Below are 23,664 nucleotides of genomic sequence, written 5' to 3'. Positions count from 1 at the left end.
TGGAGAACCCCGTGCGCAGAACCCTCTCTGGCCTGGCCGCCTTAGCAGTCGCGGGCAGTCTGCTCGCCACCGGCTCCCCGGCCACGGCCGTCCAGGACGACCTCAGTATGCCGGTGTTCGCCGACGCCGACCCCGTCCCGGCCGAGCCCGTCCGCTACCAGCCGCGCAAGATGATGGAGGAGATCTACAAGAAGGAGAAGGGCGGCGACTCGTACTGGATCGACCGCATGCTGGCCCGCCCCGGCGACGACCCGGCGGGCACGTGGCTGATGTCGCGTGGCCGGGCGCTGTTCATGAAGGAGCACGACCCGTCGGTCATCGGCTTCGGCGGCAGCGTGGCGTACTGGGAGAGCATCGACAACCGGGACGCCTACAGCGTCTCGCTCGGCACGGACCTCAAGGAGGACGTGAGCAAGCGGTTGCAGATGCCCAGCCACTGGATCGGCCAGTACGCGGGCGGCGATCTGGCCGTGACCGTCAAGAAGTTCATCACGCACGAGAACGTGGCGGTCACCACGCTCGCGGTCACCAACAAGGGCACCGCGAAGCTCCAGGTGCCGGTCACGGTGACCTCTCCGTACACCAAGACCGCGGACGGCGAGCGTGAGCTGACCGGCGTGGTGGCGGCGAAGAACCGGCTGACCACGATCTTCCCCCGGCTCAGCGGTGACGGCCTGAAGGTCGCGGACGGCGCGCTGAAGGGGACGCTCTCGGTCGAGCCGGGCAAGACCGTGCGGACCAAGGTGCAGATGGGCTTCGTCACCGAGGAGTTGGCCGGCTCGCGCGGCGAGTACGACGGCTACAAGGGGCGCTCGCCGGAGAAGGCGCTGCGCCGCCAACTCCAGGACTACAACGGCTGGTGGGCGGAGAACCTGCCCTACATCGACGTGCCGGACGCCAACATCAAGAAGTTCGTCTACTACCGCTGGTGGTTGATGCGGTTCAACTTCCTCGACGCCGACATCCCGGGGAACGACTTCCAGTTCCCGACGTCGGTGGAGGGGGCGCTGGGCTACAACAACGCGATCGTGCTGACCGTGCCGATGTTCCTGCAGGATCTGAAGTATCTGCGGGATCCGATCTACTCGTACGGCCCGTGGGTGTCGGCCGGCGAAGTATCACGTAACTCGAAATATACGGATAACCCGGGTGACCCGGAGAACTGGTCGAACAGCTACACCCAGTACATCTCGGCTTCCGCGCTGGAGAGCTACCAACTCCACGGCGGCCAGCCCGCGATCCTGCGCAACCTGGCCCGCTACGCGGAGAAGGACGTCTACGGGCAGCTCAACGCCTACGACTCCAACAAGAACGGGGTCATCGAGTACGACTGGGAGGCGATGACCGGCAACGACGCCGACGCGGTGTCCTTCCACTACTACAACCGGGCGAACGAACGACTCGAGGGCGCCTATGTCTACGCCAACGCCATGGCGGCGGCGCAGGCGTACACGCTGATCGGCGACACGGCGAAGGCCGCTGAGCTGCGGGGCGTGGCCGACAAGGTGAAGAACGGCATCCTCACCCTGCTCTGGGACGACCAAAACAAGCTCTTCAAGCACCGCGACCTGCAGACGGGCAACCTGATCCCGTGGAAGGAATCGAACAACTACATCCCGTTCGCCACCGGCCTGGTCCCGACGGACGACCCGAAATATCGGGAGGCGCTCCGTCTATGGGCCGACCCAGCTGAATATCCAATTTTCCCGGCCTATACGGCTAATCAGAAGGACAAGGCGGAGGCCGCCGCGCAGGGGCATCCGGGGTCGAACAACTTCTCGCAGATCAACTCGACCCGGAATTTCTCGCTGTTCTCCAAGGCGCTGCGCGACTACACCTCGCCGTACATCACGGCCGAGCAGTACAAGCAGTTGCTGTACTGGAACGCCTGGTCGCAGTTCGTCGGCGGCGATACCCGTTACCCGGACGCCAACGAGTTCTGGTCGAACTGGAATCCCGCCACCAAGACCATCGACTACCGATCGTGGATCCACCATACGATCCTCGGTAGTAGCAACTGGACGGTCATCGAGGACGTGATGGGCCTGCGCCCGCGCTCCGACGGCAAGGTCGAGCTGTGGCCGGTCGACATCGGCTGGGACCACTTCACCGTCAACGGCATCAACTATCGCGGCAGCGACCTGAGCATCGTCTGGGACAAGCCCGGCGACGGCACCACGCATTACGCGGGTGTGCCCGAGGGTTACTCGATCCTCATCGACGGCAAGCGCAAGGTCACGCTGTCCGGGCTCGCGCACGCGATCTGGGACCCGGCCACGGGCAAGGTCGAAGGTGGCACGGTGGTGCACGCCGAGGCGGCGCGGTCGATGAAGGCCCCGGCCGAGGTGAAGCTGTCGGGTGACCGGGTCGAGGACCTGTTCCAGAAGGCCGGGGTCGATCTCGGCTCCACCCGGCCGAACCTGGTCAAGTCCGCCACGGCCTCGTACGGCGACCCGGCGGGCGCGGTGGACGGGTTCACGATCAACGAGCCGTACTGGGGCAGCAAGGGCTCCGGCAAGGCGCAGGACTGGCTGGAGGTGGACCTGGGCTCGGCCCGGCCGGTCGACCAGCTGCGGCTGTACTTCTACAACGACCGCAAGAGCTACAGCGAGCCCGCCCTGTACTCGGTGCAGTACCTCGACGGCTCCACCTGGAAGGACGTGCCCGGCCAGGCCAAGGACCCGGTCTATCCCCGGGCCAACCTCAACGAGGTCCGTTTCGGGTCCGTCTCCGCCCAGAAGCTGCGCGTGCTGGTCACCCACCGGCCGGGCTACTCGACGGGGTTGAAGGAGGTGCAGGCGTACGCCACCGGCTCGGCTCCGCCGTCCGCGGGCAACCGGGCTCCGTACGTGCTGGCCGTACAGGACGCGACCTTCAACCGTCCCGGGCAGGCCAGGCTGGACGCGGTCGTCAAGGACGACGGGCTGCCATCGGGGACGCTCAGCATGGGCTGGAGCGTCGTCGACGGGCCGGGGCAGGCGTTCTTCACCGACCCGGCGAGCCCGGCCACGGTCGCGTCGTTCACCGAGGCGGGCACGTACCACCTGAAGTTGACCGCCTCCGACGGCGCCAAGTCGGCGTCGGGCACGGTCGCCGTCACGGTGGGCGCGCTGGGCACGCAGGTGAACGTGGCGCCGTACGCGACGCCGACCGCCTCCTACACCTCGCCGTGGGAGAAGGTGACGGCGATCAACGACGGCATCGAGCCGCCGCGCTCCAACGACGGCGCCAACCCGCGCTGGGGCACCTGGCCGCAGCAGGGCACGCAGTGGGTGCAGCTCGACTGGCCGTCGCCGGTACGGGTGAACAAGGCGGACCTGTACTTCTTCGACGACGGCGGCGGTGTCCTCGTCCCGGCGTCGTGGAAGATCCAGGCGTGGGACGGCGACTCCTTCGAGGACGTGACCGGCGCCGCCTCCTACCCGACCGCGGCCGACGCCTACAACACGGTCTCGTTCGACACGGTGACGACGACGAAGCTGCGCGCCGAACTGGTGTCCGGGCCGGCGTCCGTCGGCGTGCTGGAGTGGAAGGCGTACGCGGTGCCGCCGGATTCGGTGCGGCCCGTGTACGTCCCGACGGTGGCCGGCACGCTGCCCCAGCTCCCGGCCAAGGTGGAGACGCTGTACGCGGACGGCGGCCGGGGTCAGGCCGCGGTGACGTGGCAGCAGGTGACCGCCGACCAGGTCAAGACCGGTGGCACCAGCTTCAAGGTCGCCGGCCTCGCCGAGGGCCTGCGCTCGCCCGTCGAGGCCACGGTGTACGTCAGGACGAGTCCGGCGGTGACCATCACCTCGATCGCAGAGGAGGCGGTGCGCACCCGGGCGGGCACCGCGCCGTCGCTGCCGGCGACCGTCGTGGCCACCTACAACGACGGGTCCAAGGACAGCTCGGTCGCAGTCACGTGGGCGGCGATCGATCCCGCCTCGTACGCCTCCCCCGGCAGCTTCTCGGTGACCGGGCAGGTGGCGGGCACCACGGTCCCGGCGAAGGCGACGGTGACAGTGGAGTGACCACCACGCTAAACCCGATATTCCGCAAATTTTCGGGTAGCTGGGAGCCCTCGCGATCTCATGGAGGGAACCTCGATGGGCTGGAGCTACCGAAAGTCGATCAAGCTCGGGCCGTTCAGGCTCAATCTGTCCCGCGGCGGCGTCGGACACAGCTGGGGCAACCGGTTGTGCCGTGTCACCCGCACGGCGGACGGCCGCCGCACGATATCGGTCAACCTGCCGGGTGGTTTCACCTGGCGCAAGACCACCCGGCATAACTAGCCGGATATTCCGAAGGGCCGGAGGCGAACGCCTCCGGCCCTTTTTCCTACCGCTCCCACCTGCGCGTTCTCCGGCTGGCTGAAGCGGCACCCCCGATAGTCTCAGCGGAGCGCTCTGGCCAGCGGCGTGTCGGCCGCCGGGTCCAACGGCTCGGTCAGCATGAACGGCATCTGCGCCATGAACCTGGGTCTCTCACCGAGGTGCTCCTGGGCGGCGTGCACGGTCAGCGGATGCACCAGGTAGGCGTCCCCCGGTGAGCCGGTCGCCAGCGCCACCGGCCGGCCCTCGCTGGCCGCCTCCACCAGCGCGCCCGCGCTGACATGGTCGTACACCTGGTGCTCACCCAGCGCCCCGAGGCTGTCCCGCTGCGACCCCACCCTGATCCGGGTCGGCGCGTCCGACTCGCCGACCTCCGAGAACAGCATCAGCACCAGGAGCGTATGCGAGCGGGCGGTCACCCCCCAGCTGCCGTCGGGCCGCGACACGTTGGCGTCCAGGTGCCAGCCACGGTCGTCGGCCGGCGGTCGCCGCGGGAACCGGATCGGGATGTTGCCCGCCGCGCCGCGCGGCTGCCAGCCGCCCTTCCCGCACACCGCCTCCAGCCCCGCCGCCAGCTCGGGCGATCTGGCCAGCTCACCGAACGGCCCCTGCCCGGTCAGGTCCGCGGCCCACACCACCGGCTCGCGCCATCCTTCGGGCTCGTCCGGCGACAGGCCGATCTGCTGCCACAGCAGCGCCTGCGCAGCCTCGCCCTGCTCGCGCGATCCGATCGTCAGCTTCACGAAGCCGTCCCGCACGAACGACTCCACCAGTGCCTCCATGCCGACCAAGCTATCCATGGCCGCAACCGGTTTTCCGAGTTTTGTAAGGCGGCTTGCGTTTTATCGGTAAGGTGGCTTACATTTCCCAGATGTCCGACACCTCGACCGTCTACGCAGAGCTCGTCGCCCGCCTCGGCCCCCCACTCGGCGTTGAGGAGGCGCGCGTCCACTGGGGCCGGTTGGTGCGCGCCGCCCAGGACGGCGACACCACGCTGATCACCCGCGAACGCTGGGAGTGGGCCGCCCTGATCCCGCTCTCCGGAGTATCCGGGCCGCTGACCGGTCTGCCCGCCCTGCCGCTGTCAACGGTCCGCCGCAAGCTGGGCGACCTCGTACGCCAGGCCGCCCAGCCGTACGACAGCGGCCCCATGCTCCTCACCCGCCACCGCGCCCCCGCGGCCGCCCTGGTCGGCGCCCGCTACCTGGCCGACCGGCGCGAACACCGCCTCGCGCCGGAGGACCTGCTGCGCGACGGCCACACCATCCTGTTGACCCAGCTGCCGGGACCGGCCTACTCCGCCGTCGCCCGCGACTCCGACGGCAACCCGGTCGCCACCGGACTGGGCGAGAGCGTCAACGAGGCCCTGCGCCGCCTGCGCCCGCCCGAGGCAGGGGCCTGATCACTAAGAAACACCCTTGAGACGCCATTTGCGGCGGATGAACATTTCATGAGTCTCTGCCAGTACAAACCAGGACAAGACCCCCGGACGGGCCTTGGCTTGCTACTGTCCTCTTAGCCGGGTGGGAGCGAGGAGATGACCAATGAATGACACGCCCCGACGGCCAGGGGTGTCGGCCAACGCTCCCAGCGTCGCCCGCATGAACGACTACTTCCTGGGCGGCAAGGACAACTTCGCCGCCGACCGCGAGGCCGCCGCGCGGGTCCTGGCGCTGATCCCCGATGCCAAGGCGATGGGCGAATACGTCCAGGAATTCCGCGAACGAGTCGTGCGCTACCTGGTCGAGCAGGGGGTCACGCAGTTCGTCCATGTCAGCTCCGGGCTGCCCACCAAGCGGAACGTCCACGAGGTGGCCCAGTCCCTCGACCCGGACGCCAATGTCGTCTACGTCGCCGACGACCCGGTCGCGCTCAACCACGCGCGGGCGCTGCTCGCCACCAACGCGCGCACGGGAGTGGTCGAAGGGGACATCCTCCACCCCGACGCCATGCTGGACGATCCCACCCTGAGCCAGCTGATCGACTTCGACCGGCCCGTCGGTGTCCTGATCGTTGGCGCGCTCCAGTACATCCCCGACGAGGACGGCCCGTTCGAGCACGTGGCCCGGCTGTGCGAGCGGCTGGCGCCCGGGAGCTTCCTCTGTCTCACCCACGCCGTCTTCGACGGCCGCCCCGAGATAGCCGAGCAGATCGCCGACGTCTTCCGGGAGGCGCTCAACCGGCCCAAGGGCGCTCCGCGCAACCGCGACCAGGCGGTGCGCTTCTTCGACGGGCTGGAGCTCGTCGACCCCGGCTTCATCTATGTCCGCCAGTGGCGCTCCAGCACCTGGATCTCCGAGCAGGAGACGAAGCGGGCCTGGGTCCTGGGCGGAGTCGCCCGCAAGCCGTGATCGTGCCGGCCGACCCTACCGGTCCGGGACCGAGGCGCGCGCCGACCGCACCTTGATCTCACCGAGCGCGGCCTGGCTGGCCCGAATGTCGGAGATCAGCACGTACGCGACCAGCAACAGCCCGAGGCAGAGGGCGTCGGCGCCCCACCAGGGGATCTTGGCGAGCAGCAGATAGCCCTCACCGTCGCTCAGGGACCTGATCACCACCGTGACCGCGGCCACCACCACGGTGACCATCAGCCAGCTGCGCAGCCGGGGCAGAGTCCCCTTGTTCCACAGCCGGATCCGCCAGCTCATGAACACGGTGAGCACGCCGAGCAGCGCACAGAAGCCGATCAGCCACCACGGCAGCGCGAAGGCGGTCTGCTCGGCGATCTGCGCCTGCGTGGTGCGCAGCTCGGCCTCGGCCTTCTGCTTGGCCAGCGTGGCGGCGTCGAGCTGCTTCTGCAGCTGGGCCACGCTCTTCTCCTGGCGCGTCTCCTGACGCGGCGGCGTGGAGACGTCCGTCGGCAGCATCCGCGCCACGACGGTCAGCATGATGGCCACGAAGGACAGCGCCAGGACGATGGACATGAACAGGTCGATGAAGCGCAGGTCGAGCGGCGGCGCGAACGATCTGACGGCGCGCTTCCTCACTGCTCCCTCACCAGGGTGTACTTCTGCGGCCGGCTCTCGGCGGCGCTCAACCGCTCCACCGCGGTGCGCAGCGCGTCCAGGCCCTTGACCAGCTCCTCGGTCCTGCCTCTGGACTGCGACAGCTCCTGGGTGAGCCCCTGCATGGCGGGCGCCACCTGCTTGGCGGGCAGGCGCGCGATATAGATGAGGAACACCTCATCGGCGGCCACCACGCTGGCCCGCTCCGCCCGCTCGATCAGCGCCATCCCACCGAACGCGAGCACGCTCAGGAACAGCGCGACCAGGGTGACGCCGAACGCCGACGCCAGCTCGGGCAGCACGTGCTGCTTGAGCGCGGTGATCAGCACCGCGGGGTCCCCCTGGTTGTCCAGGGCGTTCGAGAACGAGCTCACCATCGCGGCCATCGTCAGCGCGGTGCCGATGAACCCGAACACCGGCAGCGCCCAGATGAGCGCGTGGTCGAGGTGGTGCTTGTTGGCCATCTCGCTGTCGTCCAGCGCGGACCGGGCGCCCAGCACCGCCTCACAGTCGTTCCCGGCCTCGGCCGCCTCCTTGAACAGCTTGAGCCGCCGCCCCACCAGCGTGTCGTCGTTCGGCTTCACCGCCTGCACGTTCGCCACGGCCCGCGCGGTCGCGGCACTCTCCCGCCGGATATCCGGTACGGCCCTGACGAGCCTGAGAACGGTGGTCAGGAACACCGCGATGATCAGTGTGACCACGACCTCCGCGGCCGCCGGGGCCGTGGTCGCACCTACGGACACCAGCAGCGTTTCCACCGCTCTGGCCACGAGCAGCAGCGCGGAAACCATCAGGCCCACCACAGGCGCGAACGCCGAGTGACGCCAGCCGTACTTTGACACCCTTCAACCCCACTCCGGCCCACAAACTGTCAAAGGACTACCTAAGCACACGTAAAGCAACCATTGGGTTACGGAGGGCAGATCGGCTCTTCTCAATTCGATCGCAACGACGGCACCTCTCTCTGACACGAGTCGGGCGGCCGCGTCGGCTCGGGCGAGGGAAGGATACGCGCGGGACCAGCGGAGGAGCTTCGCTGCGCATAGCCGGAAATCATCACCCATCTCTGCGCGGCATCGCCGAATCCCACGTCCCCGCACCCTCAAGCGTCACAGCAGCCCTGTGCGAGGGTAAATTTTTCGCTCTGAATAGCGGGCGGAGGCCACGTTCCGCCTACACTCCACAGATGCGTTACGTCCCTTTTGTCCTAGTTTTTGCTGCCACGATCGCGTGTACCGCGACGCCCGTGGCAGCCATCACCAACGGCTCGGACGACGGTGACGCCCATCCGGAAGTAGGGGCACTCGTCGCCGAGAAGCCGCACTCCGACGGTACCTGGGCGTACTGCACCGGCACCCTCGTCTCGCCGACGGTCTTCCTCACCGCCGCCCACTGCGGGGAGCGCAATCAGAAGACGGCCCGGGTCTCCTTCGCCCAGCACTACCAGCCCGGCGGCCAGCTCTACGCCGGCCGGTACATACCCGACCCGCGGTTCACGACGAACTCGGATCTGCACGACATGGCAGTCGTCGTCTTCGACCAGCCCGTCTCGGGTATCCGCCCGGCCCAGTTGCCAGAGGTGGGCATGCTCGACCGCCTCAAGGCCGACGGCAAGCTGAAGTCCGTACGTTTCACCCCTGTCGGGTACGGCGCCCTCTCCCCGGCCAAGAAGGGGCACGGCGAGCAGTGGAAGTACACCGACACGCGCCGCCAGGCGTCCATCTCCTTCGAGGGCCTGTCTCCCAGATGGCTGGACCTGTCCCTGACCTCCAAGGCGGACGGCAGCACCTGCTTCGGCGACTCAGGCGGCCCGAACTTCCTGGGCGGCCCCGACTCGCACCTCCTTGTGGCCACCTCGATCAGTGGAGCCGACGACGCCTGCAAGGGCACCAACTACGACTACCGCCTGGACAAGCCGTCAGCCCGGCAATTCCTCGGCAAGTACGTCACTCTTCCCGAAGCTACAGGCTCCCCCGCTGACCTGAGGTAGTTCAGCTAGGAGACGCTGTCGACGATGGTTTCGAGGCGTTCGGCGCTCGGCGCGTGAACGTCGATGATGAAGCAGTCCTCGCCGGTGAGTCGGTAGACATGGGTGACCTCGGGCAGCTACGCGAAGCGGCAAGCGACTCAACTCGATCTTACGCACATATCGTGGGACGAACCGAATCTAGAGGACTGGTGCCAAGCGATCGACAAGGCCGTTGGGGAGAGCCCATCGACCGATACGGTGCTTGTCGCCCACAGCCTGGGCTGTCTTGCCGCCGCCTGCTGGGTCACCCGGCGTCGGCCGGACATCCGCGGAGTGTTCCTGGTGGCCCCACCGGACACTGCCGGAGCGAACTTCCCAGCCGATGCCTCCACCTTCACCGCGGTGAAGATGACACCGCTTCACGTGCCGGGCTTGGTCATTTTCAGCGACGACGACCCCTACTGCTCCTCAGACGTCGCGCTGCGCCTGACCGCTGACTGGCAACTCGACCACGTCGGCGTCGGTTTGGCCGGACACATCAACTCCGCCAGCCGACTCGGCAGCTGGAATTTCGGGCGCGCGTTGCTCACAGCATTCACCGCCGGCACGCGTCGGTCCTGACCGGCTTCCCACCGACCCCCGAAAGGCTCCGCTCGCGACGACCGGGCGGCCGACCTCACCAGCGATTCACCTTTCCTGGCCTTCGACGGTGCACGCGTGATCGTGGGTCAGGGCTCGTCCGACCCGCAGCCATGACGATCCCTGCTTGAGCACACCCTGAAGTGCCCGCGCAGACCCGCACCGGGCGCTGCTGGAGGCGATGACCGGCGGCTGGATCCGGCACAGACGCGAAGGTCACCGCCGTCCGGCAGAACACCGACAGTGTGACCCTTCAGGTGCGGCGGCAAAGCTGAGCGCCGCTACGTTTCAAGGTGGCGCATTCGACAGCCCGATCGTCCACGCTGACATCGATGTGAAGGGGTTGAGCCAGCTCCGGCCAGACAAAATCCTGGTCCAACGGGAAACGCACGGGCGAAGCCCGCATCCAGATAAGGCTGCCCGAGCGAAGCGAGGACGTACAGGGGTCGGGACCAGGCCCGACTGGAAGAAAACGCCTGAAGCCCAAAAGCGCGAAGCGCCAAAAGAGGCGAAGCCAATCGGGAAAAAAAGAAAACAGCCCGGAGCGAAGCGAAGGCCAATTAGCCCGACGCTGGGGGTCAGGGGGTTATCCCCCGGGGTAAACAACGAGGAGGCCACGGGGAAGCGAAGCCGCCCAAAGGGCGGCGAGCAACCAATACAACCCCGCCGACGAGCGTGGAGCTATGGGGATTCGAACCCCAGACCCCCTCCATGCCATGGAGGTGCGCTACCAGCTGCGCTATAGCCCCTTGATGCGTTCTTAGTGTATCGGAGTCTGGGGGCGTCTGTGTCACACACGATCCCCCGTGATACGTCTTAAGTCTCATGTCGACCTTCGAAGACCACCGCAGCCTGCTGACCGGCGTCGCCTACCGGATCCTGGGCAGCGCGGCCGATGCCGAGGACGTGGTGCAGGAGGCATGGCTGCGCTGGTCCGGCGTGGACGAGACGACCGTCGCCGATCCCCGGGCGTACCTGGTCAGGACCACGTCGCGGCTGGCCATCGACCGGCTGCGGTGGGCGAAGTCGCGGCGCGAGTCGTACGTCGGCCCGTGGCTGCCCGAGCCCATCAGCACCGCGCCCGACGTGGCGGAGCACGCGGAGCTGGCCGACTCCGTCGAGTTCGCGCTGCTCGTGGTGCTCGAAACGCTCTCGCCGCTGGAGCGGGCGGTGTTCGTGCTGCGGGAGGCGTTCGATCTGCCGTTCTCCGAGATCGCCGAGGTGATCGGCCGGGCCGAGCCCGCCACGCGGCAGCTGGCCAGGCGCGCCCGCGAGCACGTACAGGAGAAGCGGCCCCGCTTCGACGTGGACCGCGGCGAGCGGCGGCGCATCACCGAACGCTTCATCCGCGCCTCCACCAGTGGTGACCTGGACGGGCTGATCGAGCTGCTGTCCACCGACGTGACGCTGGTGAGCGACGGCGGCGGCAAGGCCCGCTCCCCGCTGCGCGCCCTGACCGGCGCCACGAACGTGACGCGCTTCCTGACGTCCATCACCACCCCCGACGGGGTCGCCAGATTCATGGCCTCGATCGGCTCAAGCGATGTCGTCACCCTGTCGTACGACCTGGCGAACGTGAACGGCGCACCCGCCGTGGTGGTCTCGGCCGCGGACCGGGTCATCACCGTCATCTCCCTGCTCATAACGGACGGCAAGATCGACACCATCTACCTCATCGCGAACCCAGACAAGATCACCCACCTCACCACCTCGCCCTGACGCATCCCGCCCCCACACCCACCTCACCACCTTGCCCTGACACATCCCGCCCCCACACCCGCTACGCCGTCCGGGCCACCGGTATCCCCGCCTCCTCCACCAGCGCCCGCAGATCCACCCCGCCACCCCGCAGGATCCGCCCCACCCCGTTCGAACAGTCGGCCAGCAACCCCCAGAGCAGCCGCTCCCCCGTCACCGCCCCCGGCCGCCACATCGCCACCTCCACCGCCTTGCGCGCGTGCATGGCCAGCGGCACCGCCCCCAACGGCCCGTACAGCGTCACCCGCAGCGGCTTGAGGCGCGACCGCGTCAGTCGCCACCGCGCGGGGTCGGAGGTCCCCTCCCTGGTACGGCGGTGCACGGCGTCTAGGTCGATCCCCAGAGTGGCGAGCAGCTCACGGGCATCACCGAGATCCACCTGCCCCCGCACGTCCTCAGCCGTCACGGTGAACCGCTCCAGCGAGAACGGCCGGATCTCGGCCAGGGCGAGCAGCAGGAGGTCAGGGGTGAGCGCCGGGCGTCCCGCGTCGAGAGCCAGCGTGCCGGCCCTGATCAGGGTGCGGCGGGCGGGGTCGGTGAATCTGGCGAGCATGTGGCTACCTTCCGACTCGGCGGGCGTGCTTACGGTGCGCGGACTGCCGCCTGACCCCGAGGGCGTCGGCGATCTGCTCCCAGGACCACCCCTGGTCCCGGGCGTTGGACACGTGCGTGGCCTCGAGCTCCTCCAGCAGAGCTCTCAGGGCGGCCACGGCCGCCAGACCCACGCCGGGATCGCGATCGGTGGCCGCCTCGGCCAGCTCGTTGACCTTCATGGTGTCAGCATGCGCTGACAAGCAGCCGCTTGTCAACACATGCTGACACTGACGACCCGGCGCCCGTCGGCCGAATCGGGGCTTTGGTAATTTCGCCCCATCATGTGCTACGACAACGATGCGAAACCACCCGTCCACGCCGCCCCCATCACCGGCACGAACGCCGCCGACATCAGGCTGGCCTCGGCCGACGGCACCACGTTCGCCGCCTACGAGGCCCGTCCCGACGACGTCCACGGGCCGGGCGTGGTCATCCTGCCCGACCTGCGCGGGCTGCACGACTTCTACAAGCAACTCGCCGTACGGCTGGCGGAGCAGGGTCACCCGGCCATCGCCATCGACTACTACGGCAGGACCGCCGCCGACGACGAGCGGGGCGAGGACTTCCCCTTCATGGAGCACGTCTCCAAGCTCAGCAGGGAGACCATCCAGGACGACATCATGGCCGCGGCCGACCGGCTGGGCAGGCCGGCGGTGGCGCTCGGGTTCTGCGCGGGCGGGCGCAACGCGTTCCTCGCCTCGGCGCCGCGCTTCGGGCTGGCGGGCGTGATCGGCTTCTACGGCGCGCCGGGCATCGTGGGCCCCTACGGTCCCGGGCCGACACAGCACGCGGCCGAGCTGGCCGCGCCGATCCTGGGCCTGTTCGGGGGCGCCGACGAGAGGATCACCGGTGAGCAGGTGAGCGAGTTCGGCGAGGCGCTGACGGAGGCGGGGGTGGCGCACGAGCTGATCACGTACCCGGGCGCCCCGCACGGCTTCTTCGACGCCACCGCCGCCGAGCACGAGCAGGCCTGCGCCGACGCCTGGAAGCGGGTACTCGCCTTCCTCAGCGACAAGTAGTACGCATGGTCAGCGCGGCATCCTCCAGATCCAGCTCGACCGTGACGATCCCGAGTTCCGCCGTACCCCGGACATGTGTGCCGCCGCACGGGATCGAGGTCTCCCCTTCCGGCAGCGCGCAGTGCCACGTACGGCGGGCCGTCAGCCCGGGCCCCGGCACGTCGAGCCAGACCGCCGCGTCGGCCGCGACCCACGCCTTGAGCCGGTCGTTCACCTCCGAGGCGACCTGCGAGAGATCCAGCCCCTCGGCGGAGAACCCCTTCTTCCGCAGGGACTTGCCGAGCCGGTAGACGTCCTCGCTGCCGAAGGGGGAGATCCGCGACGAGGTGATCGCGCTCTGGTCGAAGTCCGGGTGGCCGAGCCCGTCGGGCGCCGCGGGCTTGCGCCAGTGCCCGGCCAGGGCGGCGTTCAGGGCGAGCGCGGCCAGGTGGCAGGCGGTGTGCCCGGCCGACAGGGCCGCCCGATGGCCGGGGTCCACCTCCAGCGCGACCTCTGTCCCCACGGGCAGCGGGGTCTCGGTCACGTGGACGACCAGCCAGGCCCAGCCCTCGGTGCCCCGGCGTACCGGGATGTCGGGGCCGAGGAAGATTTCGCCGGTGCCCGACTGGGCCCCCGTGACGCAGTCGGCCACCGGCAGCCCGCCGATCGTGCCCCGGTCGGCGGGCTGGTCCGGCCAGGTGTGATCGAGCGGGTGGAACGGTGTTTCGGCGACGACGAGACCGTGCCGACCCCCCGCCGGCACGGCCCCGACGATTTCCGAGCGGCCACTGACATGACCGTCGGGGAAAGTGACAACTGTCGAGTTCATCCGCCCATTCTGGCAGGGACGGGCTTGCTCACCGGCAGGGACTCGTCCTCGAGATACCGGTCGCGTCCGGCGTACAGCCCGGTGAGCAGCTGCACGACCAGCACCGCGAACATCAGCGCGTACGGCAGCGTCCACCCACCGGTCATCTGGTGCAGCACCCCCACGAGCAGCGGCCCCGCACCCGCGATCAGGTAGCCGGCGCTCTGCCCGAACGCCGACAGCGCGGCGGTGGTCTCCGGCGTACGCGTCCGCAGGGCGAGCATCATCAGCGCCAGCGGGAACGACCCCATGCCGATCGCCACGAACGTCACCCAGACCGCCGCCGTCGAGATCGGCGCGAGCCACAGCCCGGCGAACCCGATGGCGTAGCTGGCGACCAGCCCGACGACCACCGGCCGCTGGTCGCGGAAGCGGGAGGCGATGACGGGCACCAGGATCGAGACCGGGATGCTCAAGGCGGTGAACACGCCGAGCAGGAGCCCGGCCTGGCCGGTGGTGTAGCCGCCGTCGGTGAGGATGGTGGCGAGCCAGCCGAACATGATGTAAGCGATCATGGACTGGCTGCCGAAGTAGATCGCGACCATCCAGGCCAGCTTGCTCCTGACGAGCCGGCGGATGCCCGCGTCCTCCTGGCCGATGCGCCGCTCCGGCTCACTGCGCAGGAGCGCAAGCCACGGAATGACGGCGATGGCGGCCAGGGCCGCCCACACGCCGAGCGCGATGTGCCAGTCACCTGACGCGCGCTCGATCGGCACGGTGGCCGCGGCGGCGAGCATGGTGCCGACGGCCAGCGCCACGGTGTAGACGGTGGTCATGATCCCGGTACGAGCCGGGAAGTGACGCTTGATCAGCGTCGGGATGAGCACGTTGCCGACGGCCCCGCCCGACAGCGCGACCGCGCTGCTCAGCAGGAACACCGGCGCGGAGCCGACCAGCGAGCGCACGAGCATGCCCACGCCGAGCGTGACGAGCGCGAGCAGCAGCAGCCGGTGCTCACCGACGCGCCTGGCCAGCGTGGGCGTGACCGCGCCGACCGTCGCGAAGGCCAGCACGGGTAGCGTGGTGAGCAGGCCGGTGCCGACGCTCGACATGCCGAGCGCGGTGGCGACCTGGTCGAGCAGTGGGCCCACGCTGGTGACCGCGGTACGCAGGTTGAGCGCCGCGAGGACGATTCCCAGCACGAGAAGCCAGACAAGGGATCTGCCTTTGGACTCTTGGTCGGCCTCTTGGGCGAGCACGCTCATGCGGGGACGGTCCTCCACTCATCAAGTCATGGGATGAATCGTCATGTTAACAGGCCCGAAACCCGCATTTATTCCTAAACATGGCAAACCCCCCGAGAACACCCGGGGGGTCTGCGGTGAAGCCATCACAGGATGGGGCGGGGCTCCTGCGGCGGCTCCTCACGCGGGGGTACAGGGCCGGGCGGCGGGCTGGGCACGGGGCCGGGCGGCGGGAGCGTGGCGCCGCCGGGGAACTCGCCGCCACCGCCGATGGTGCCGGGCGGCATCGGGCGGTCACCACCGCCGGGCGGGGTCGGCCGGTCCCCGGTCACGGGCGGCACCGGCTGGTCGCCGGCGTCGTAGCCGGAACCGCTCTGGTGCGGCCCGGGCACATCGCCGCGCCAGCCGCCGGTCTCGCCGCCGCGCGACTCGATGAACGACTTGAAGCGTTCCATGTCGTTCCTGATGCGCAGACGGACGATCTGCAGCCAGTCGCCGACCGTCTCGACGAAGCCCTCAGGGTCGTACTCCATCTGGAGCGTGACCTTGGTCGTGTTCGGATCGAGGTGGTGGAAGGTCACCACGCCCGCCTGGTGCGGCCGGTCGACCGACCGCCAGGCGATCCGCTCGTCCGGGTGCTGCTCGGTGATCTCGGCCTCGAACTCGCGCTTGACTCCCGCGATCTCGGTGACCCAGGCCGTACGCGTGTCGCTGAGTTGCTTGACTGATTCGACGCCCTCCATGAACTCGGGGAAGCTCTCGAACTGCGTCCATTGGTTGTATGCCACCCTGACGGGGACCTGGACATCTACGGAGTGCTCGATCGTGCTCATGAGTGGGCCCCTGCCCGAGCCCCCGGCCCGTTAACGCCTGCGCAGCAACCAGTAGAGGCCGACGAACGGCAGGACGAGCGGGATGAACAGGTAACCCTTCCCGTAGACCGACCAGACGGTGGCCTCCGGAAAAGCGGCCGGATCCAGGACGCTGGCCGTACCGATGAGCAGCACGCCCGCCAGCTCGACGCCCAGCGCCGCCAGCGCGAGGGTGCGCGCCCCACGGGCCAGCGCGACGGTGAGCAGGATGTAGACCAGCGCGGCGAGCGCCGACAGCGAGTAGGCCAGCGGCGCCTCGCCGAACTTGGTGAGGATCTGCACGGTGGCCCGCGCGCCCGCGGCGAGCGCGAAGAGCCCGTAGACGGCGACGAGCGCCCGGCCCGGCCCGCTGCCGATCGCCGGCCCGCTCATGGGAGGCCCTGCCAGATCTGCAGCAGCCGGCCCGTCATCACCGCGATCGCGAACCCGGCCACGGCCAGGATCGCCGGCCCCCACCGGCTCCGCTCGGCCAGCGCGAGGAAGACGCCCGCCGGCGGGATGACCGCCTGACCGGCCAGGTAGCCGTAGAGCGTGCCCTTCTCGGCGGGGCCCTGGCCGCCGACCACCGCGGCGATCACGATGCCCGCCTGGACCAGCACCGCCACCTCCAGCACGGCGAACCCGACGAGCAGGATCATGCCCATGGACCGGTTGCGGATCGCGGCGATCAGGCTCGCCAGGGCGAGCAGCAGCGAGCCGACGATCACGATCGTGGCGACGGTGGTGTTCATCGGGAAAAGGCTATCGCCCGGACAGGTCGCTCTCGATTCCGTCCAGCAGCCAGTTGAGACCTCGCTCGTAGGTGTCGTCGGCGCCCGCCACCCCGCCTTCGATCAGCGGCGCGAGCCGGGGGAACGCGCCGCTCGCGACCAGCTCCCGCATGTAGGGCTCGGCGAGGGCGGTCCGCTCGGCGTCACTGACCCCCATCCGGCGGGGCGCGGCACGTTCCAGCGACTCGCGGACGATGAAGCCCAGCGAGTAGTCGTCGATCGCGGCCAGGATCCGCCACTTGGCCAGCTGGTCGACCGCCAGCCCGTCGAGCGCGGCCAGCGACTGCTCGACATGACGCAGGCCGTTGGGGCCGACGGAGACGCGCTGGGAGACCAGGTCGACCCGCCACGGGTGCCGGAGCACCATCTCCCGCTCACGCCGGGCGATGGTCAGGATCGCCTCGCGCCAGTCCTCCGGCAGCGGCTCGTCGACCAGCACCTCCGCGGCGATCTCGTCGGCCATCAGGTCGAGCAGGTCTTCCTTGCGCTCGATGTAGGAGTAAAGGGTCATCGCGCGGGCGCCCAGCTCGGTGGCCACGCGCCGGATCGAGACGGCCCCCAGCCCTTCGGCGTCGGCGATCGCGATCGCGGCGGCCACGATCGCCTCCCGGGTCAGCGCGGGGCGTCGCTGCGGCGCGGGCCGCGACCAGACGGAACTCACGACCCCAGTCTAAGCGGGGCGATACACTGTACGAGTTATGTTACGTTGTACGGCATGCGATACAGCGTACGAGATCCCCTCAAGATGACCGGCCTGGTGGTCCTGCTGGGCGTGATCATGACGATTCTCGACACGACGATCATGAATGTGGCCGTCAACGCCCTGGCCCGCGACTTCCACACGACGCTCGCCACCATGCAGTGGGTGATCACCGGCTACCTGCTGGCCCTGTCCATGGCCATCCCGATCACCGGCTGGGCCGTCGGCCGGTTCGGCACGAAGACGGTCTGGCTGACCTCGCTGGTGCTGTTCGCCGGCGGCTCCGCCCTGAGCGCCGCGGCCTGGTCGGTGGGCGCCCTGATCGCCTTCCGCGCGGTCCAGGGGCTGGGCGGCGGCCTGCTCATGCCGGTCGGCCAGGCGATGATCGCCCAGGCCGCGGGCCAGGACCGGATGGGCCGGGCGATGGCCATGATCTCGGTGCCCGCGATGCTGGCCCCGGTGCTCGGGCCCGTGCTCGGCGGCGTGATCGTGCGCGACCTCGACTGGCGCTGGCTCTTCCTGGTGAACCTGCCCGTCTGCGTCATCGCCCTGGTGGCCGCGATCAAGCTGCTGCCCGGTGGGCAGCCCACCGGCGGGAGCCGCCTCGACGTGCTCGGCCTGGCACTGCTCTCCCCCGGTCTGGCCGCGCTGGTGTTCGGGCTGTCGGAGGTGGGCAACGGCGCCTCGCTCGCCCATCCGGCGCTGTGGGGCGGGCTCGCGCTGGTGGCGGCGTTCGCGGTGCGGGCGGTGCGGACGCCGGGCGGGCTGCTCGACCTGCGACTGTTCGGCGACCGTACGTTCGCCTCCGCGGTGGTCGCGTTGATCTGCTACTCGGCCGCGCTGTTCGGCGTCACGGTGCTCGTCCCCCTCTACAGCCAACTGGTCAAGGGCGGCGACGCGCTCGACGCGGGGCTGCTGCTGGCGCCGATGGGCCTCGGTGCTGCCCTGACCATGCCGATCGCCGGCAAGCTGACCGACCGGAGCGGGCCGCGCGGGGTCGGCGCGGCGGGCGTGGTGCTGGCGACGCTCGGCATGCTGGGGTTCGTGCTGTTCGGCGGGCTCGTCCCGATGTTCGTGCTGGGCCTCGGGCACGGGCTGGTCGCCCCGTCCGTGGCGGCCGCCGCGTTCAAGACGCTCGACCGGGCCGCCATGCCCGCCGCCTCGACGCTGAGCAACATCTCGGTACGGCTGGCGTCGTCGTTCGGCGTGGCGCTGCTGGCCGTACTCCTACAGGTCTTCACCACGGCAGGCGCCGCCGAGCCGTTCACCTACGCGTTCGGCTGCGCGATCGCGCTGGCGGCCGTCTCGCTGGTGCCGATCGCGCTCCTAAAATCGACTGTATGGAGAGAGTCCTCGTCAGCGCCTGCCTGATGGGCCGGCGGGTGCGCTATGACGGCGGCGCCAAGACCAGCGCCGACGCCCGGCTCGCCGCCTGGCGCGAGGAGGGCCGCCTGGTGCCGTTCTGCCCCGAGGTGGAGGGCGGGCTGCCGACCCCGCGCCCGGCCGCCGAGATCGAAGGCGGCGTGAGCGGCGCGGCCGTGCTGTCGGGGGCCGCCCGCGTGCTCACCGCCGACGGTTCCGACGTCACGGCCGAGTTCCTGGCGGGCGCGCGATCGGCGCTGGCCGTCGCCCGCTCCTTCGGCATACGGGTGGCGGTGCTGAAAGAGGGCAGTCCCTCGTGCGGCTCACTGACCGTCTACGACGGCACGTTCCGGGGCCGGCGCACCCCCGGCCAGGGCGTCACCACGGCGCTGCTGGAGCTCAACGGGATCCGCGTCTTCACCGAGGACCACGTCGCCGAGGCCGACGCCTACCTGCGCACTCTCGGCCCGTAGCCGAGGCTGACGCCTACCTGCGTACCCTCGACACGAAGCCGGCGCCGGCCAGGCCCGCGATCAGCAGCGCCGCCATCGCGCGGTGATACCAGGTGTTCAGCGCGGTCGTCTCGGCCGCGCCGAACGCCATCGCGAGTATCCCCATCAGCACCCCGGCCAGCGCGCCCGCGTGGGTGTGGAACAAGCCGTCCCACGCCCACGGCCGACGGCTCAGCGCGCCGTGGGCGCCGACGAGCATGGCCAGGCCGCAGAGCGTCTCCACGATCGTCGCCGGCACGATCACGGGCTCGCGCAGCGGGCCGAGCGGGAGCCCGGTGTGCAGCAGCGCCGCGCAGAAGAAGATCAGCGCGTAGGTCGCCGAGAGGGCTCCCAGTGCTTTCCGCAGTGCGTCCATGCGGTCACGTTCGCACCTGGGGCGGCGCTGGGAATCGGCTGTACGGCTATGGCTCGGCTACGCCGTCCGTAGTAGTGAGCGCCATCGCAGGCCCGCACCGTCCCTACCGTACGGGCCTGAGAAGCGACCCCTGGCTGTCCCTATGTGGACAGCTGTGACAAATGGGTCTTCTCAGGATCAAGTCCGCTAGTTACGTTCAGGCAGCGCGGCTGTTTACGGGGCTGTCCGCGCCTGCCACACATCCCAGACCGGGATCTAGCGACCTGACCTCTGTCCACCCCCCACGGAGGAACCCCCCGATGAAGCTCCTCGCGGCATTAGGTGCTCTCGCGCTGGCCTTACCCCTGGCGCTCAGCGCGCCCACACCAGCGGCCGTCGCGGCGGCACCGCCGAACATCTCCCTCAGCAACGTCAAAGCCCACCTGACGCAGCTGCAGACGATCGCCACCAACAACGGCGGCACCCGCGCGCACGGCCGGACCGGCTACCTGGCCTCGGCCAACTACGTGAAGGGCCAGCTGGACGCCGCCGGGTACACCACGACGCTGCAGTCGTTCACCTACAACGGCGCCACCGGCTACAACGTGATCGCCGACTGGCCGGGCGGCGACCCCAACGACATCCTCATGACCGGCTCCCATCTCGACAGCGTCACCGCCGGACCCGGCATCAACGACAACGGCTCGGGCTCGGCGTCGATCCTGGAGGTCGCGCTGGAGGTCTCGCGCCAGGCGCTGCAGCCCACGAAGCACCTGCGCTTCGCCTGGTGGGGCGCCGAGGAGCTGGGGCTGCGCGGCTCACAGTTCTACGTGAACAACCTGCCGGCCACCGAACGCGCCAAGATCAAGGCGTACCTGAACTTCGACATGGTCGGCTCCCCCAACCCCGGCTACTTCCTCTACGATGGCGACAACTCCGACGGCGTCGGCTCCGGGCCGGGCCCGGCCGGGTCGGCGGAGCTGGAGCAGACCCTGGCGGCGTACTTCTCCTCCATCGGCGTCCCGACCCGCGGCACCGACTTCGACGGCCGCTCCGACTACGGCCCGTTCATCGCGGTCGGCATCGCGGCGGGCGGCACGTTCACGGGCGCTGAGGGGATCAAGTCGAGCGCGCAGGCACAGCTCTGGGGCGGTACGGCCGGCCAGGCGTTCGACGCCTGCTACCACCGGTCCTGCGACACGAGCGCCAACATCAACGACACCGCTCTCGACCGCAACGCCGACGCCATCGCCTACTCCGTCTGGACGATCGCCACCGCCACACCGCCCGCGACCGTCTGGTCGGACACATTCGAGAGCGCCACCGGCTGGGTCACCAACGCCGGCGGCACCGACACCGCGACCACCGGCCAGTGGGAGCGCGGCGACCCGGAAGCGACGACCTCCAGCGGCACCAAGCAGCTCGGCACCACGGTGAGCGGCACGAACGACCTGGTCACCGGCAGACTGGCCGGGGCCGGCGCGGGCGAGAACGACCTGGACGGCGGCACCACCTCGATCCAGTCGCCGCCGATCACCCTGCCGACCGGCGGGACGCTCCGGCTGTCGCTCTCGTGGTATCTCGCGCACGGCAGCAACGCCTCCACCGCCGACTTCTTCCGTGTCAGGGTGGTGGGGAGCACTTCCAGCACGGTGTTCCAGCAGTTGGGGGCCGCGAGCAACCGAGACGCGGCCTGGAGTACGGCCACCGCCGACATCTCCGCCTTCGCCGGGCAGAGCGTCCGCGTCGTGATCGAGGCCGCCGACGCGTCAGGGGCCAGCCTGGTCGAGGCGGGCGTGGACGACGTCAAGATCACCCGGTAGGTAAATGACCCAATGAGCCCGGGCCGCGCGGGGCCTGGGCTCATTGCTGTCCGAAGCCTGGGCTCATTGCTGGCCCAAGCCTGGGCTCATTGCTGTCCGGAGGCGTGGAGGGCGGCGGCCGTACCGTCGATGAACGCGCGCAGCCCGTGTTCGAAGGCCTCCTCCCCGAGGGGATCGCCACCCTCCAGGAGAGCCGCGATCAGCGGGGCCGAGGCGCCGCGGTCGGGCCGGGCCGCCAGGACGGCGAGCCGCTCACCCGGCGGAGCGGCGGACTCCGGGCGCTCCGCCCGCACCTGCTTCTGCAGGACGAAGCCGTTGACATAGTGGGTGATGCCGGTGATCGTCCGCAGCGCCTGAGCCGGCGTGAATCCGCGGTCGACCATGGCACTCAGCTCCTCGTCGAACATCCGGACCGTCGCCGGCCGGAGCTGAACCGCGGCGCAGACGATGCGGGCGCCGTCGCGGTGCGCGAGCAGCGAGTCGCGGTAGGCGCGAGCGCGGCGGGCGAGCCACTCCTGCCAGGACTCTTCGTCGAGGGGCGGTCCCATCCCGGAGGCCAGGATGATCGCGTCGGCCATCCCGTCGAGCAACTGCTGTTTGGTGCGTATGTGCCAATAGAGCGCGGGCGACTGGACGTCGAACTCGGCGGCGAGCCGGCGCACCGTCAGCCCCTCCAGCCCGACCTCGTCGAGCAGCCGCAGCGCCGTCTCGATCATGGTTTCGCGGCTCAATCGGGGTCGCGTTGCCCTGTCCATCGATTTCCAGCTTATCTGCGCCAGACGGGCCGTCACCTGCCGGTTCTCCGTTTCCAGCGGTACGCGATGGCACCGCGGGTCACATGTGACTGTCGTCCGGCTTACTCCCGGTTTAGACCAGCCGGGATTGAATCGGAGGAACTCAGCTGGAGGACATAGTGACGCCAACGCGTTCTGACCACCCAAACGAGGACCTGTCGATCGGACCGGACGAGCCGCGCAGGCGCGTCCCACGACCGCTGATCGTTGCCGCGACCGTCGCACTGATGGCGACGAGCGGGATCGGAGTAGCCGCGGCGGCGTCGGGAACACCGGCGGAGACGCCGACTCCCACGCCCACGATCAGCGAGACACCCACCGAGACCCCGACCGAGACGCCGACATCGTCTCCCACCGCGACCGAATTGCCGCCGATCAGCCCTTGGGGCTTCGTCGGCGCGATGCACGGCGAGTTCGCGGTGGCGACCAAGGACGGTTGCGGCGTCGTCATGCTGCTCGCCCAGACCGGGCAGGCGACCGCCGTCGCGGCGGACTCCATCACCGTGAAGAGCCAGGACGGCTTCGAGAAGGTGTACGCCATCGGCGGGTCCACCCGCACGATCGCGGGACGCCGAGGCACCAGCAAGATCAAGGAGGGCGACTGGGTGTCGGTGACCGCCACCGCCAACGGCGACACCGGCACAACGCCCCCCACAGAGACACCCACAGAGACGCCCACAGAGACACCGACCGAGACACCGACAGAGACACCCACTGCGACCCCCACCGCGACCCCCACAGAGACGCCGACCGAAATTCCCACCGAAACGCCGACCGAGACACCCACGGAAACGCCCACAGTCGCGGCGACATTGGCGCCCACCGAGACCACCGCGCCAACAGCGACGGCGACGGCCGCTTACGTCTTCGACCTGTCGAGGCCCACCAAGAACTTCCGGAGCCACGGCTGGTGGCAGTCGAAGCAGTGGTGGATGAACCCGCCGACCTGGCGGACCCCGACCGCCTGCCCCACACCCACCGAGACCGTGACCCCGACCCCGACCGAGACCCCCACAGACACCCCGGCCCCCGACCCGACACCGACGATCACAGAGACCCCGACCCCAACGCCTACCCCGACCTCGTGAGCACCCGATAGCGGCGCGGCTCCTGTCCCGAGCAGCCCCCTCACCACCCCGGAAGTGCTCCGACCAGCCGCTCCACCCCTG

At 69.5% G+C, this 23,664-nt stretch carries 26 protein-coding genes and 1 tRNA gene; 12 read left to right on the top strand and 15 right to left on the bottom strand.

The window, feature by feature from the left end; genetic code table 11:
• Positions 1-11 precede the first annotated feature (11 nt).
• Both AB0H88_RS24715 and AB0H88_RS24710 read left to right on the top strand, forming a co-directional pair.
• Positions 12-4,013, top strand: a complete 4,002-nt coding sequence (locus AB0H88_RS24715) for an Ig-like domain-containing protein (protein WP_357648174.1) — start codon at positions 12-14, stop codon at positions 4,011-4,013.
• Positions 4,014-4,073: 60 nt separating this feature from the next.
• A complete protein-coding gene (locus tag AB0H88_RS24710; RefSeq protein WP_357648172.1) occupies positions 4,074-4,274 on the top strand; it encodes a DUF4236 domain-containing protein in 201 nt (66 codons plus the stop codon).
• A gap of 101 nt (positions 4,275-4,375) precedes the next feature.
• Here AB0H88_RS24710 and AB0H88_RS24705 read toward each other — a convergent pair whose 3' ends face one another.
• Positions 4,376-5,095, bottom strand: coding sequence for a phytanoyl-CoA dioxygenase family protein (locus AB0H88_RS24705; protein ID WP_357648170.1), 720 nt, complete (start codon positions 5,093-5,095; stop codon positions 4,376-4,378).
• An 89-nt stretch (positions 5,096-5,184) separates the two neighbouring features.
• Here AB0H88_RS24705 and AB0H88_RS24700 point away from each other — a divergent pair, with 89 nt between their 5' ends.
• Positions 5,185-5,715, top strand: a complete 531-nt coding sequence (locus AB0H88_RS24700; protein ID WP_357648168.1) for a hypothetical protein — start codon at positions 5,185-5,187, stop codon at positions 5,713-5,715.
• A gap of 142 nt (positions 5,716-5,857) precedes the next feature.
• Positions 5,858-6,664 carry an SAM-dependent methyltransferase gene (locus AB0H88_RS24695; protein ID WP_357648166.1) on the top strand — a complete coding sequence of 269 codons (807 nt, stop codon included), beginning with the start codon at positions 5,858-5,860 and terminating at the stop codon, positions 6,662-6,664.
• Between the two features lie 15 nt (positions 6,665-6,679).
• Here the strand turns inward: AB0H88_RS24695 and AB0H88_RS24690 are convergent, their stop codons facing one another.
• Complete coding sequence (locus AB0H88_RS24690; protein ID WP_357648164.1) at positions 6,680-7,300, bottom strand: hypothetical protein; 621 nt, start codon at positions 7,298-7,300, stop codon at positions 6,680-6,682.
• Positions 7,297-8,109, bottom strand: coding sequence for a hypothetical protein (locus AB0H88_RS24685; protein WP_357648162.1), 813 nt, complete (start codon positions 8,107-8,109; stop codon positions 7,297-7,299). The genes AB0H88_RS24690 and AB0H88_RS24685 overlap by 4 nt, the downstream gene beginning before the upstream one ends.
• 455 nt (positions 8,110-8,564) lie before the next feature.
• On the opposite strand from AB0H88_RS24685, the gene AB0H88_RS24680 reads away from it, so the two are divergent.
• Complete coding sequence (locus AB0H88_RS24680; RefSeq protein ID WP_357648160.1) at positions 8,565-9,308, top strand: trypsin-like serine protease; 744 nt, start codon at positions 8,565-8,567, stop codon at positions 9,306-9,308.
• A gap of 5 nt (positions 9,309-9,313) precedes the next feature.
• Here the strand turns inward: AB0H88_RS24680 and AB0H88_RS24675 are convergent, their stop codons facing one another.
• Complete coding sequence (locus AB0H88_RS24675) at positions 9,314-9,376, bottom strand: hypothetical protein (protein WP_357648637.1); 63 nt, start codon at positions 9,374-9,376, stop codon at positions 9,314-9,316.
• 34 nt (positions 9,377-9,410) lie between these two features.
• Here AB0H88_RS24675 and AB0H88_RS24670 point away from each other — a divergent pair, with 34 nt between their 5' ends.
• Positions 9,411-9,908 carry an alpha/beta hydrolase gene (locus tag AB0H88_RS24670; RefSeq protein WP_357648158.1) on the top strand — a complete coding sequence of 166 codons (498 nt, stop codon included), beginning with the start codon at positions 9,411-9,413 and terminating at the stop codon, positions 9,906-9,908.
• A gap of 694 nt (positions 9,909-10,602) precedes the next feature.
• On the opposite strand, the gene AB0H88_RS24665 is transcribed toward AB0H88_RS24670, so the two are convergent.
• A tRNA-Ala gene (locus tag AB0H88_RS24665) sits at positions 10,603-10,675 on the bottom strand.
• A 76-nt stretch (positions 10,676-10,751) separates the two neighbouring features.
• Between AB0H88_RS24665 and AB0H88_RS24660 the strand changes: the two genes are divergently transcribed.
• Positions 10,752-11,645: an RNA polymerase sigma-70 factor gene (locus AB0H88_RS24660; RefSeq protein ID WP_357648156.1), complete on the top strand. Its 894-nt coding sequence runs from the start codon at positions 10,752-10,754 to the stop codon at positions 11,643-11,645.
• 61 nt (positions 11,646-11,706) lie between these two features.
• On the opposite strand, the gene AB0H88_RS24655 is transcribed toward AB0H88_RS24660, so the two are convergent.
• Entirely contained in the window at positions 11,707-12,237 is a 531-nt protein-coding gene (locus AB0H88_RS24655; RefSeq protein WP_357648154.1) for a Clp protease N-terminal domain-containing protein, read from the bottom strand.
• Between the two features lie 4 nt (positions 12,238-12,241).
• Positions 12,242-12,457 (bottom strand): helix-turn-helix domain-containing protein, encoded by a 216-nt coding sequence (locus AB0H88_RS24650; protein WP_357648152.1) that lies wholly within the window; start codon positions 12,455-12,457, stop codon positions 12,242-12,244.
• 102 nt (positions 12,458-12,559) lie between these two features.
• Between AB0H88_RS24650 and AB0H88_RS24645 the strand changes: the two genes are divergently transcribed.
• Entirely contained in the window at positions 12,560-13,297 is a 738-nt protein-coding gene (locus AB0H88_RS24645; RefSeq protein ID WP_357648150.1) for a dienelactone hydrolase family protein, read from the top strand.
• Here AB0H88_RS24645 and AB0H88_RS24640 read toward each other — a convergent pair.
• The 6 genes from AB0H88_RS24640 to AB0H88_RS24615 form a co-directional block, all read right to left on the bottom strand.
• Complete coding sequence (locus tag AB0H88_RS24640; RefSeq protein WP_357648148.1) at positions 13,284-14,105, bottom strand: metal-dependent hydrolase; 822 nt, start codon at positions 14,103-14,105, stop codon at positions 13,284-13,286. The two genes, AB0H88_RS24645 and AB0H88_RS24640, sit on opposite strands and share 14 nt — an antisense overlap.
• The gene (locus tag AB0H88_RS24635; protein ID WP_357648146.1) at positions 14,102-15,349 is read right to left on the bottom strand and encodes an MFS transporter; all 1,248 of its coding nucleotides are present in this window, start codon (positions 15,347-15,349) and stop codon (positions 14,102-14,104) included. The genes AB0H88_RS24640 and AB0H88_RS24635 overlap by 4 nt, the downstream gene beginning before the upstream one ends.
• Positions 15,350-15,474: 125 nt before the next feature.
• Positions 15,475-16,161: an SRPBCC family protein gene (locus AB0H88_RS24630; RefSeq protein WP_357648144.1), complete on the bottom strand. Its 687-nt coding sequence runs from the start codon at positions 16,159-16,161 to the stop codon at positions 15,475-15,477.
• Between the two features lie 30 nt (positions 16,162-16,191).
• Positions 16,192-16,572 (bottom strand): hypothetical protein, encoded by a 381-nt coding sequence (locus AB0H88_RS24625; protein WP_357648142.1) that lies wholly within the window; start codon positions 16,570-16,572, stop codon positions 16,192-16,194.
• The gene (locus AB0H88_RS24620) at positions 16,569-16,931 is read right to left on the bottom strand and encodes a hypothetical protein (protein ID WP_357648140.1); all 363 of its coding nucleotides are present in this window, start codon (positions 16,929-16,931) and stop codon (positions 16,569-16,571) included. Before AB0H88_RS24620 ends, AB0H88_RS24625 begins: the two co-directional genes overlap by 4 nt.
• Before the next feature lie 10 nt (positions 16,932-16,941).
• Complete coding sequence (locus AB0H88_RS24615; RefSeq protein ID WP_357648138.1) at positions 16,942-17,631, bottom strand: TetR/AcrR family transcriptional regulator C-terminal domain-containing protein; 690 nt, start codon at positions 17,629-17,631, stop codon at positions 16,942-16,944.
• A 54-nt stretch (positions 17,632-17,685) separates the two neighbouring features.
• On the opposite strand from AB0H88_RS24615, the gene AB0H88_RS24610 reads away from it, so the two are divergent.
• Positions 17,686-19,041, top strand: a complete 1,356-nt coding sequence (locus AB0H88_RS24610) for a DHA2 family efflux MFS transporter permease subunit (RefSeq protein WP_357648136.1) — start codon at positions 17,686-17,688, stop codon at positions 19,039-19,041.
• Complete coding sequence (locus tag AB0H88_RS24605) at positions 19,011-19,505, top strand: DUF523 domain-containing protein (protein WP_357648134.1); 495 nt, start codon at positions 19,011-19,013, stop codon at positions 19,503-19,505. Before AB0H88_RS24610 ends, AB0H88_RS24605 begins: the two co-directional genes overlap by 31 nt.
• A gap of 13 nt (positions 19,506-19,518) precedes the next feature.
• On the opposite strand, the gene AB0H88_RS24600 is transcribed toward AB0H88_RS24605, so the two are convergent.
• Positions 19,519-19,899: a hypothetical protein gene (locus AB0H88_RS24600; protein ID WP_357648132.1), complete on the bottom strand. Its 381-nt coding sequence runs from the start codon at positions 19,897-19,899 to the stop codon at positions 19,519-19,521.
• 299 nt (positions 19,900-20,198) lie between these two features.
• On the opposite strand from AB0H88_RS24600, the gene AB0H88_RS24595 reads away from it, so the two are divergent.
• A complete protein-coding gene (locus tag AB0H88_RS24595) occupies positions 20,199-21,701 on the top strand; it encodes a M28 family peptidase (protein WP_357648130.1) in 1,503 nt (500 codons plus the stop codon).
• An 86-nt stretch (positions 21,702-21,787) separates the two neighbouring features.
• Here AB0H88_RS24595 and AB0H88_RS24590 read toward each other — a convergent pair whose 3' ends face one another.
• Positions 21,788-22,417 (bottom strand): TetR/AcrR family transcriptional regulator C-terminal domain-containing protein, encoded by a 630-nt coding sequence (locus AB0H88_RS24590; protein ID WP_357648128.1) that lies wholly within the window; start codon positions 22,415-22,417, stop codon positions 21,788-21,790.
• A gap of 305 nt (positions 22,418-22,722) precedes the next feature.
• Here AB0H88_RS24590 and AB0H88_RS24585 point away from each other — a divergent pair, with 305 nt between their 5' ends.
• Positions 22,723-23,583 carry a hypothetical protein gene (locus tag AB0H88_RS24585; RefSeq protein WP_357648126.1) on the top strand — a complete coding sequence of 287 codons (861 nt, stop codon included), beginning with the start codon at positions 22,723-22,725 and terminating at the stop codon, positions 23,581-23,583.
• Positions 23,584-23,664 lie beyond the last annotated feature (81 nt).

The sequence above is a fragment of the Nonomuraea sp. NPDC050680 genome (assembly GCF_040654555.1).
In the GTDB taxonomy this organism is placed as follows: domain Bacteria; phylum Actinomycetota; class Actinomycetes; order Streptosporangiales; family Streptosporangiaceae; genus Nonomuraea.
This window is presented reverse-complemented; position numbering and strand designations above follow the sequence as displayed.

Excerpts from the sequence above, each read along its gene's own strand:
- AB0H88_RS24710 (WP_357648172.1), top strand. The coding sequence starts at position 4,074 with ATGGAGGGAACCTCGATGGGCTGGAGCTACCGAAAGTCGATCAAGCTC.
- AB0H88_RS24705 (WP_357648170.1), bottom strand. The coding sequence starts at position 5,095 with ATGGAGGCACTGGTGGAGTCGTTCGTGCGGGACGGCTTCGTGAAGCTG.
- AB0H88_RS24700 (WP_357648168.1), top strand. The coding sequence starts at position 5,185 with ATGTCCGACACCTCGACCGTCTACGCAGAGCTCGTCGCCCGCCTCGGC.
- AB0H88_RS24695 (WP_357648166.1), top strand. The coding sequence starts at position 5,858 with ATGAATGACACGCCCCGACGGCCAGGGGTGTCGGCCAACGCTCCCAGC.
- AB0H88_RS24685 (WP_357648162.1), bottom strand. The coding sequence starts at position 8,109 with ATGGTTTCCGCGCTGCTGCTCGTGGCCAGAGCGGTGGAAACGCTGCTG.
- AB0H88_RS24660 (WP_357648156.1), top strand. The coding sequence starts at position 10,752 with ATGTCGACCTTCGAAGACCACCGCAGCCTGCTGACCGGCGTCGCCTAC.
- AB0H88_RS24655 (WP_357648154.1), bottom strand. The coding sequence starts at position 12,237 with ATGCTCGCCAGATTCACCGACCCCGCCCGCCGCACCCTGATCAGGGCC.
- AB0H88_RS24650 (WP_357648152.1), bottom strand. The coding sequence starts at position 12,457 with ATGAAGGTCAACGAGCTGGCCGAGGCGGCCACCGATCGCGATCCCGGC.
- AB0H88_RS24645 (WP_357648150.1), top strand. The coding sequence starts at position 12,560 with ATGTGCTACGACAACGATGCGAAACCACCCGTCCACGCCGCCCCCATC.
- AB0H88_RS24640 (WP_357648148.1), bottom strand. The coding sequence starts at position 14,105 with ATGAACTCGACAGTTGTCACTTTCCCCGACGGTCATGTCAGTGGCCGC.
- AB0H88_RS24635 (WP_357648146.1), bottom strand. The coding sequence starts at position 15,349 with ATGAGCGTGCTCGCCCAAGAGGCCGACCAAGAGTCCAAAGGCAGATCC.
- AB0H88_RS24630 (WP_357648144.1), bottom strand. The coding sequence starts at position 16,161 with ATGAGCACGATCGAGCACTCCGTAGATGTCCAGGTCCCCGTCAGGGTG.
- AB0H88_RS24625 (WP_357648142.1), bottom strand. The coding sequence starts at position 16,572 with ATGAGCGGGCCGGCGATCGGCAGCGGGCCGGGCCGGGCGCTCGTCGCC.
- AB0H88_RS24620 (WP_357648140.1), bottom strand. The coding sequence starts at position 16,931 with ATGAACACCACCGTCGCCACGATCGTGATCGTCGGCTCGCTGCTGCTC.
- AB0H88_RS24610 (WP_357648136.1), top strand. The coding sequence starts at position 17,686 with ATGCGATACAGCGTACGAGATCCCCTCAAGATGACCGGCCTGGTGGTC.
- AB0H88_RS24605 (WP_357648134.1), top strand. The coding sequence starts at position 19,011 with ATGGAGAGAGTCCTCGTCAGCGCCTGCCTGATGGGCCGGCGGGTGCGC.
- AB0H88_RS24600 (WP_357648132.1), bottom strand. The coding sequence starts at position 19,899 with ATGGACGCACTGCGGAAAGCACTGGGAGCCCTCTCGGCGACCTACGCG.
- AB0H88_RS24595 (WP_357648130.1), top strand. The coding sequence starts at position 20,199 with ATGAAGCTCCTCGCGGCATTAGGTGCTCTCGCGCTGGCCTTACCCCTG.
- AB0H88_RS24590 (WP_357648128.1), bottom strand. The coding sequence starts at position 22,417 with ATGATCGAGACGGCGCTGCGGCTGCTCGACGAGGTCGGGCTGGAGGGG.
- AB0H88_RS24585 (WP_357648126.1), top strand. The coding sequence starts at position 22,723 with ATGGCGACGAGCGGGATCGGAGTAGCCGCGGCGGCGTCGGGAACACCG.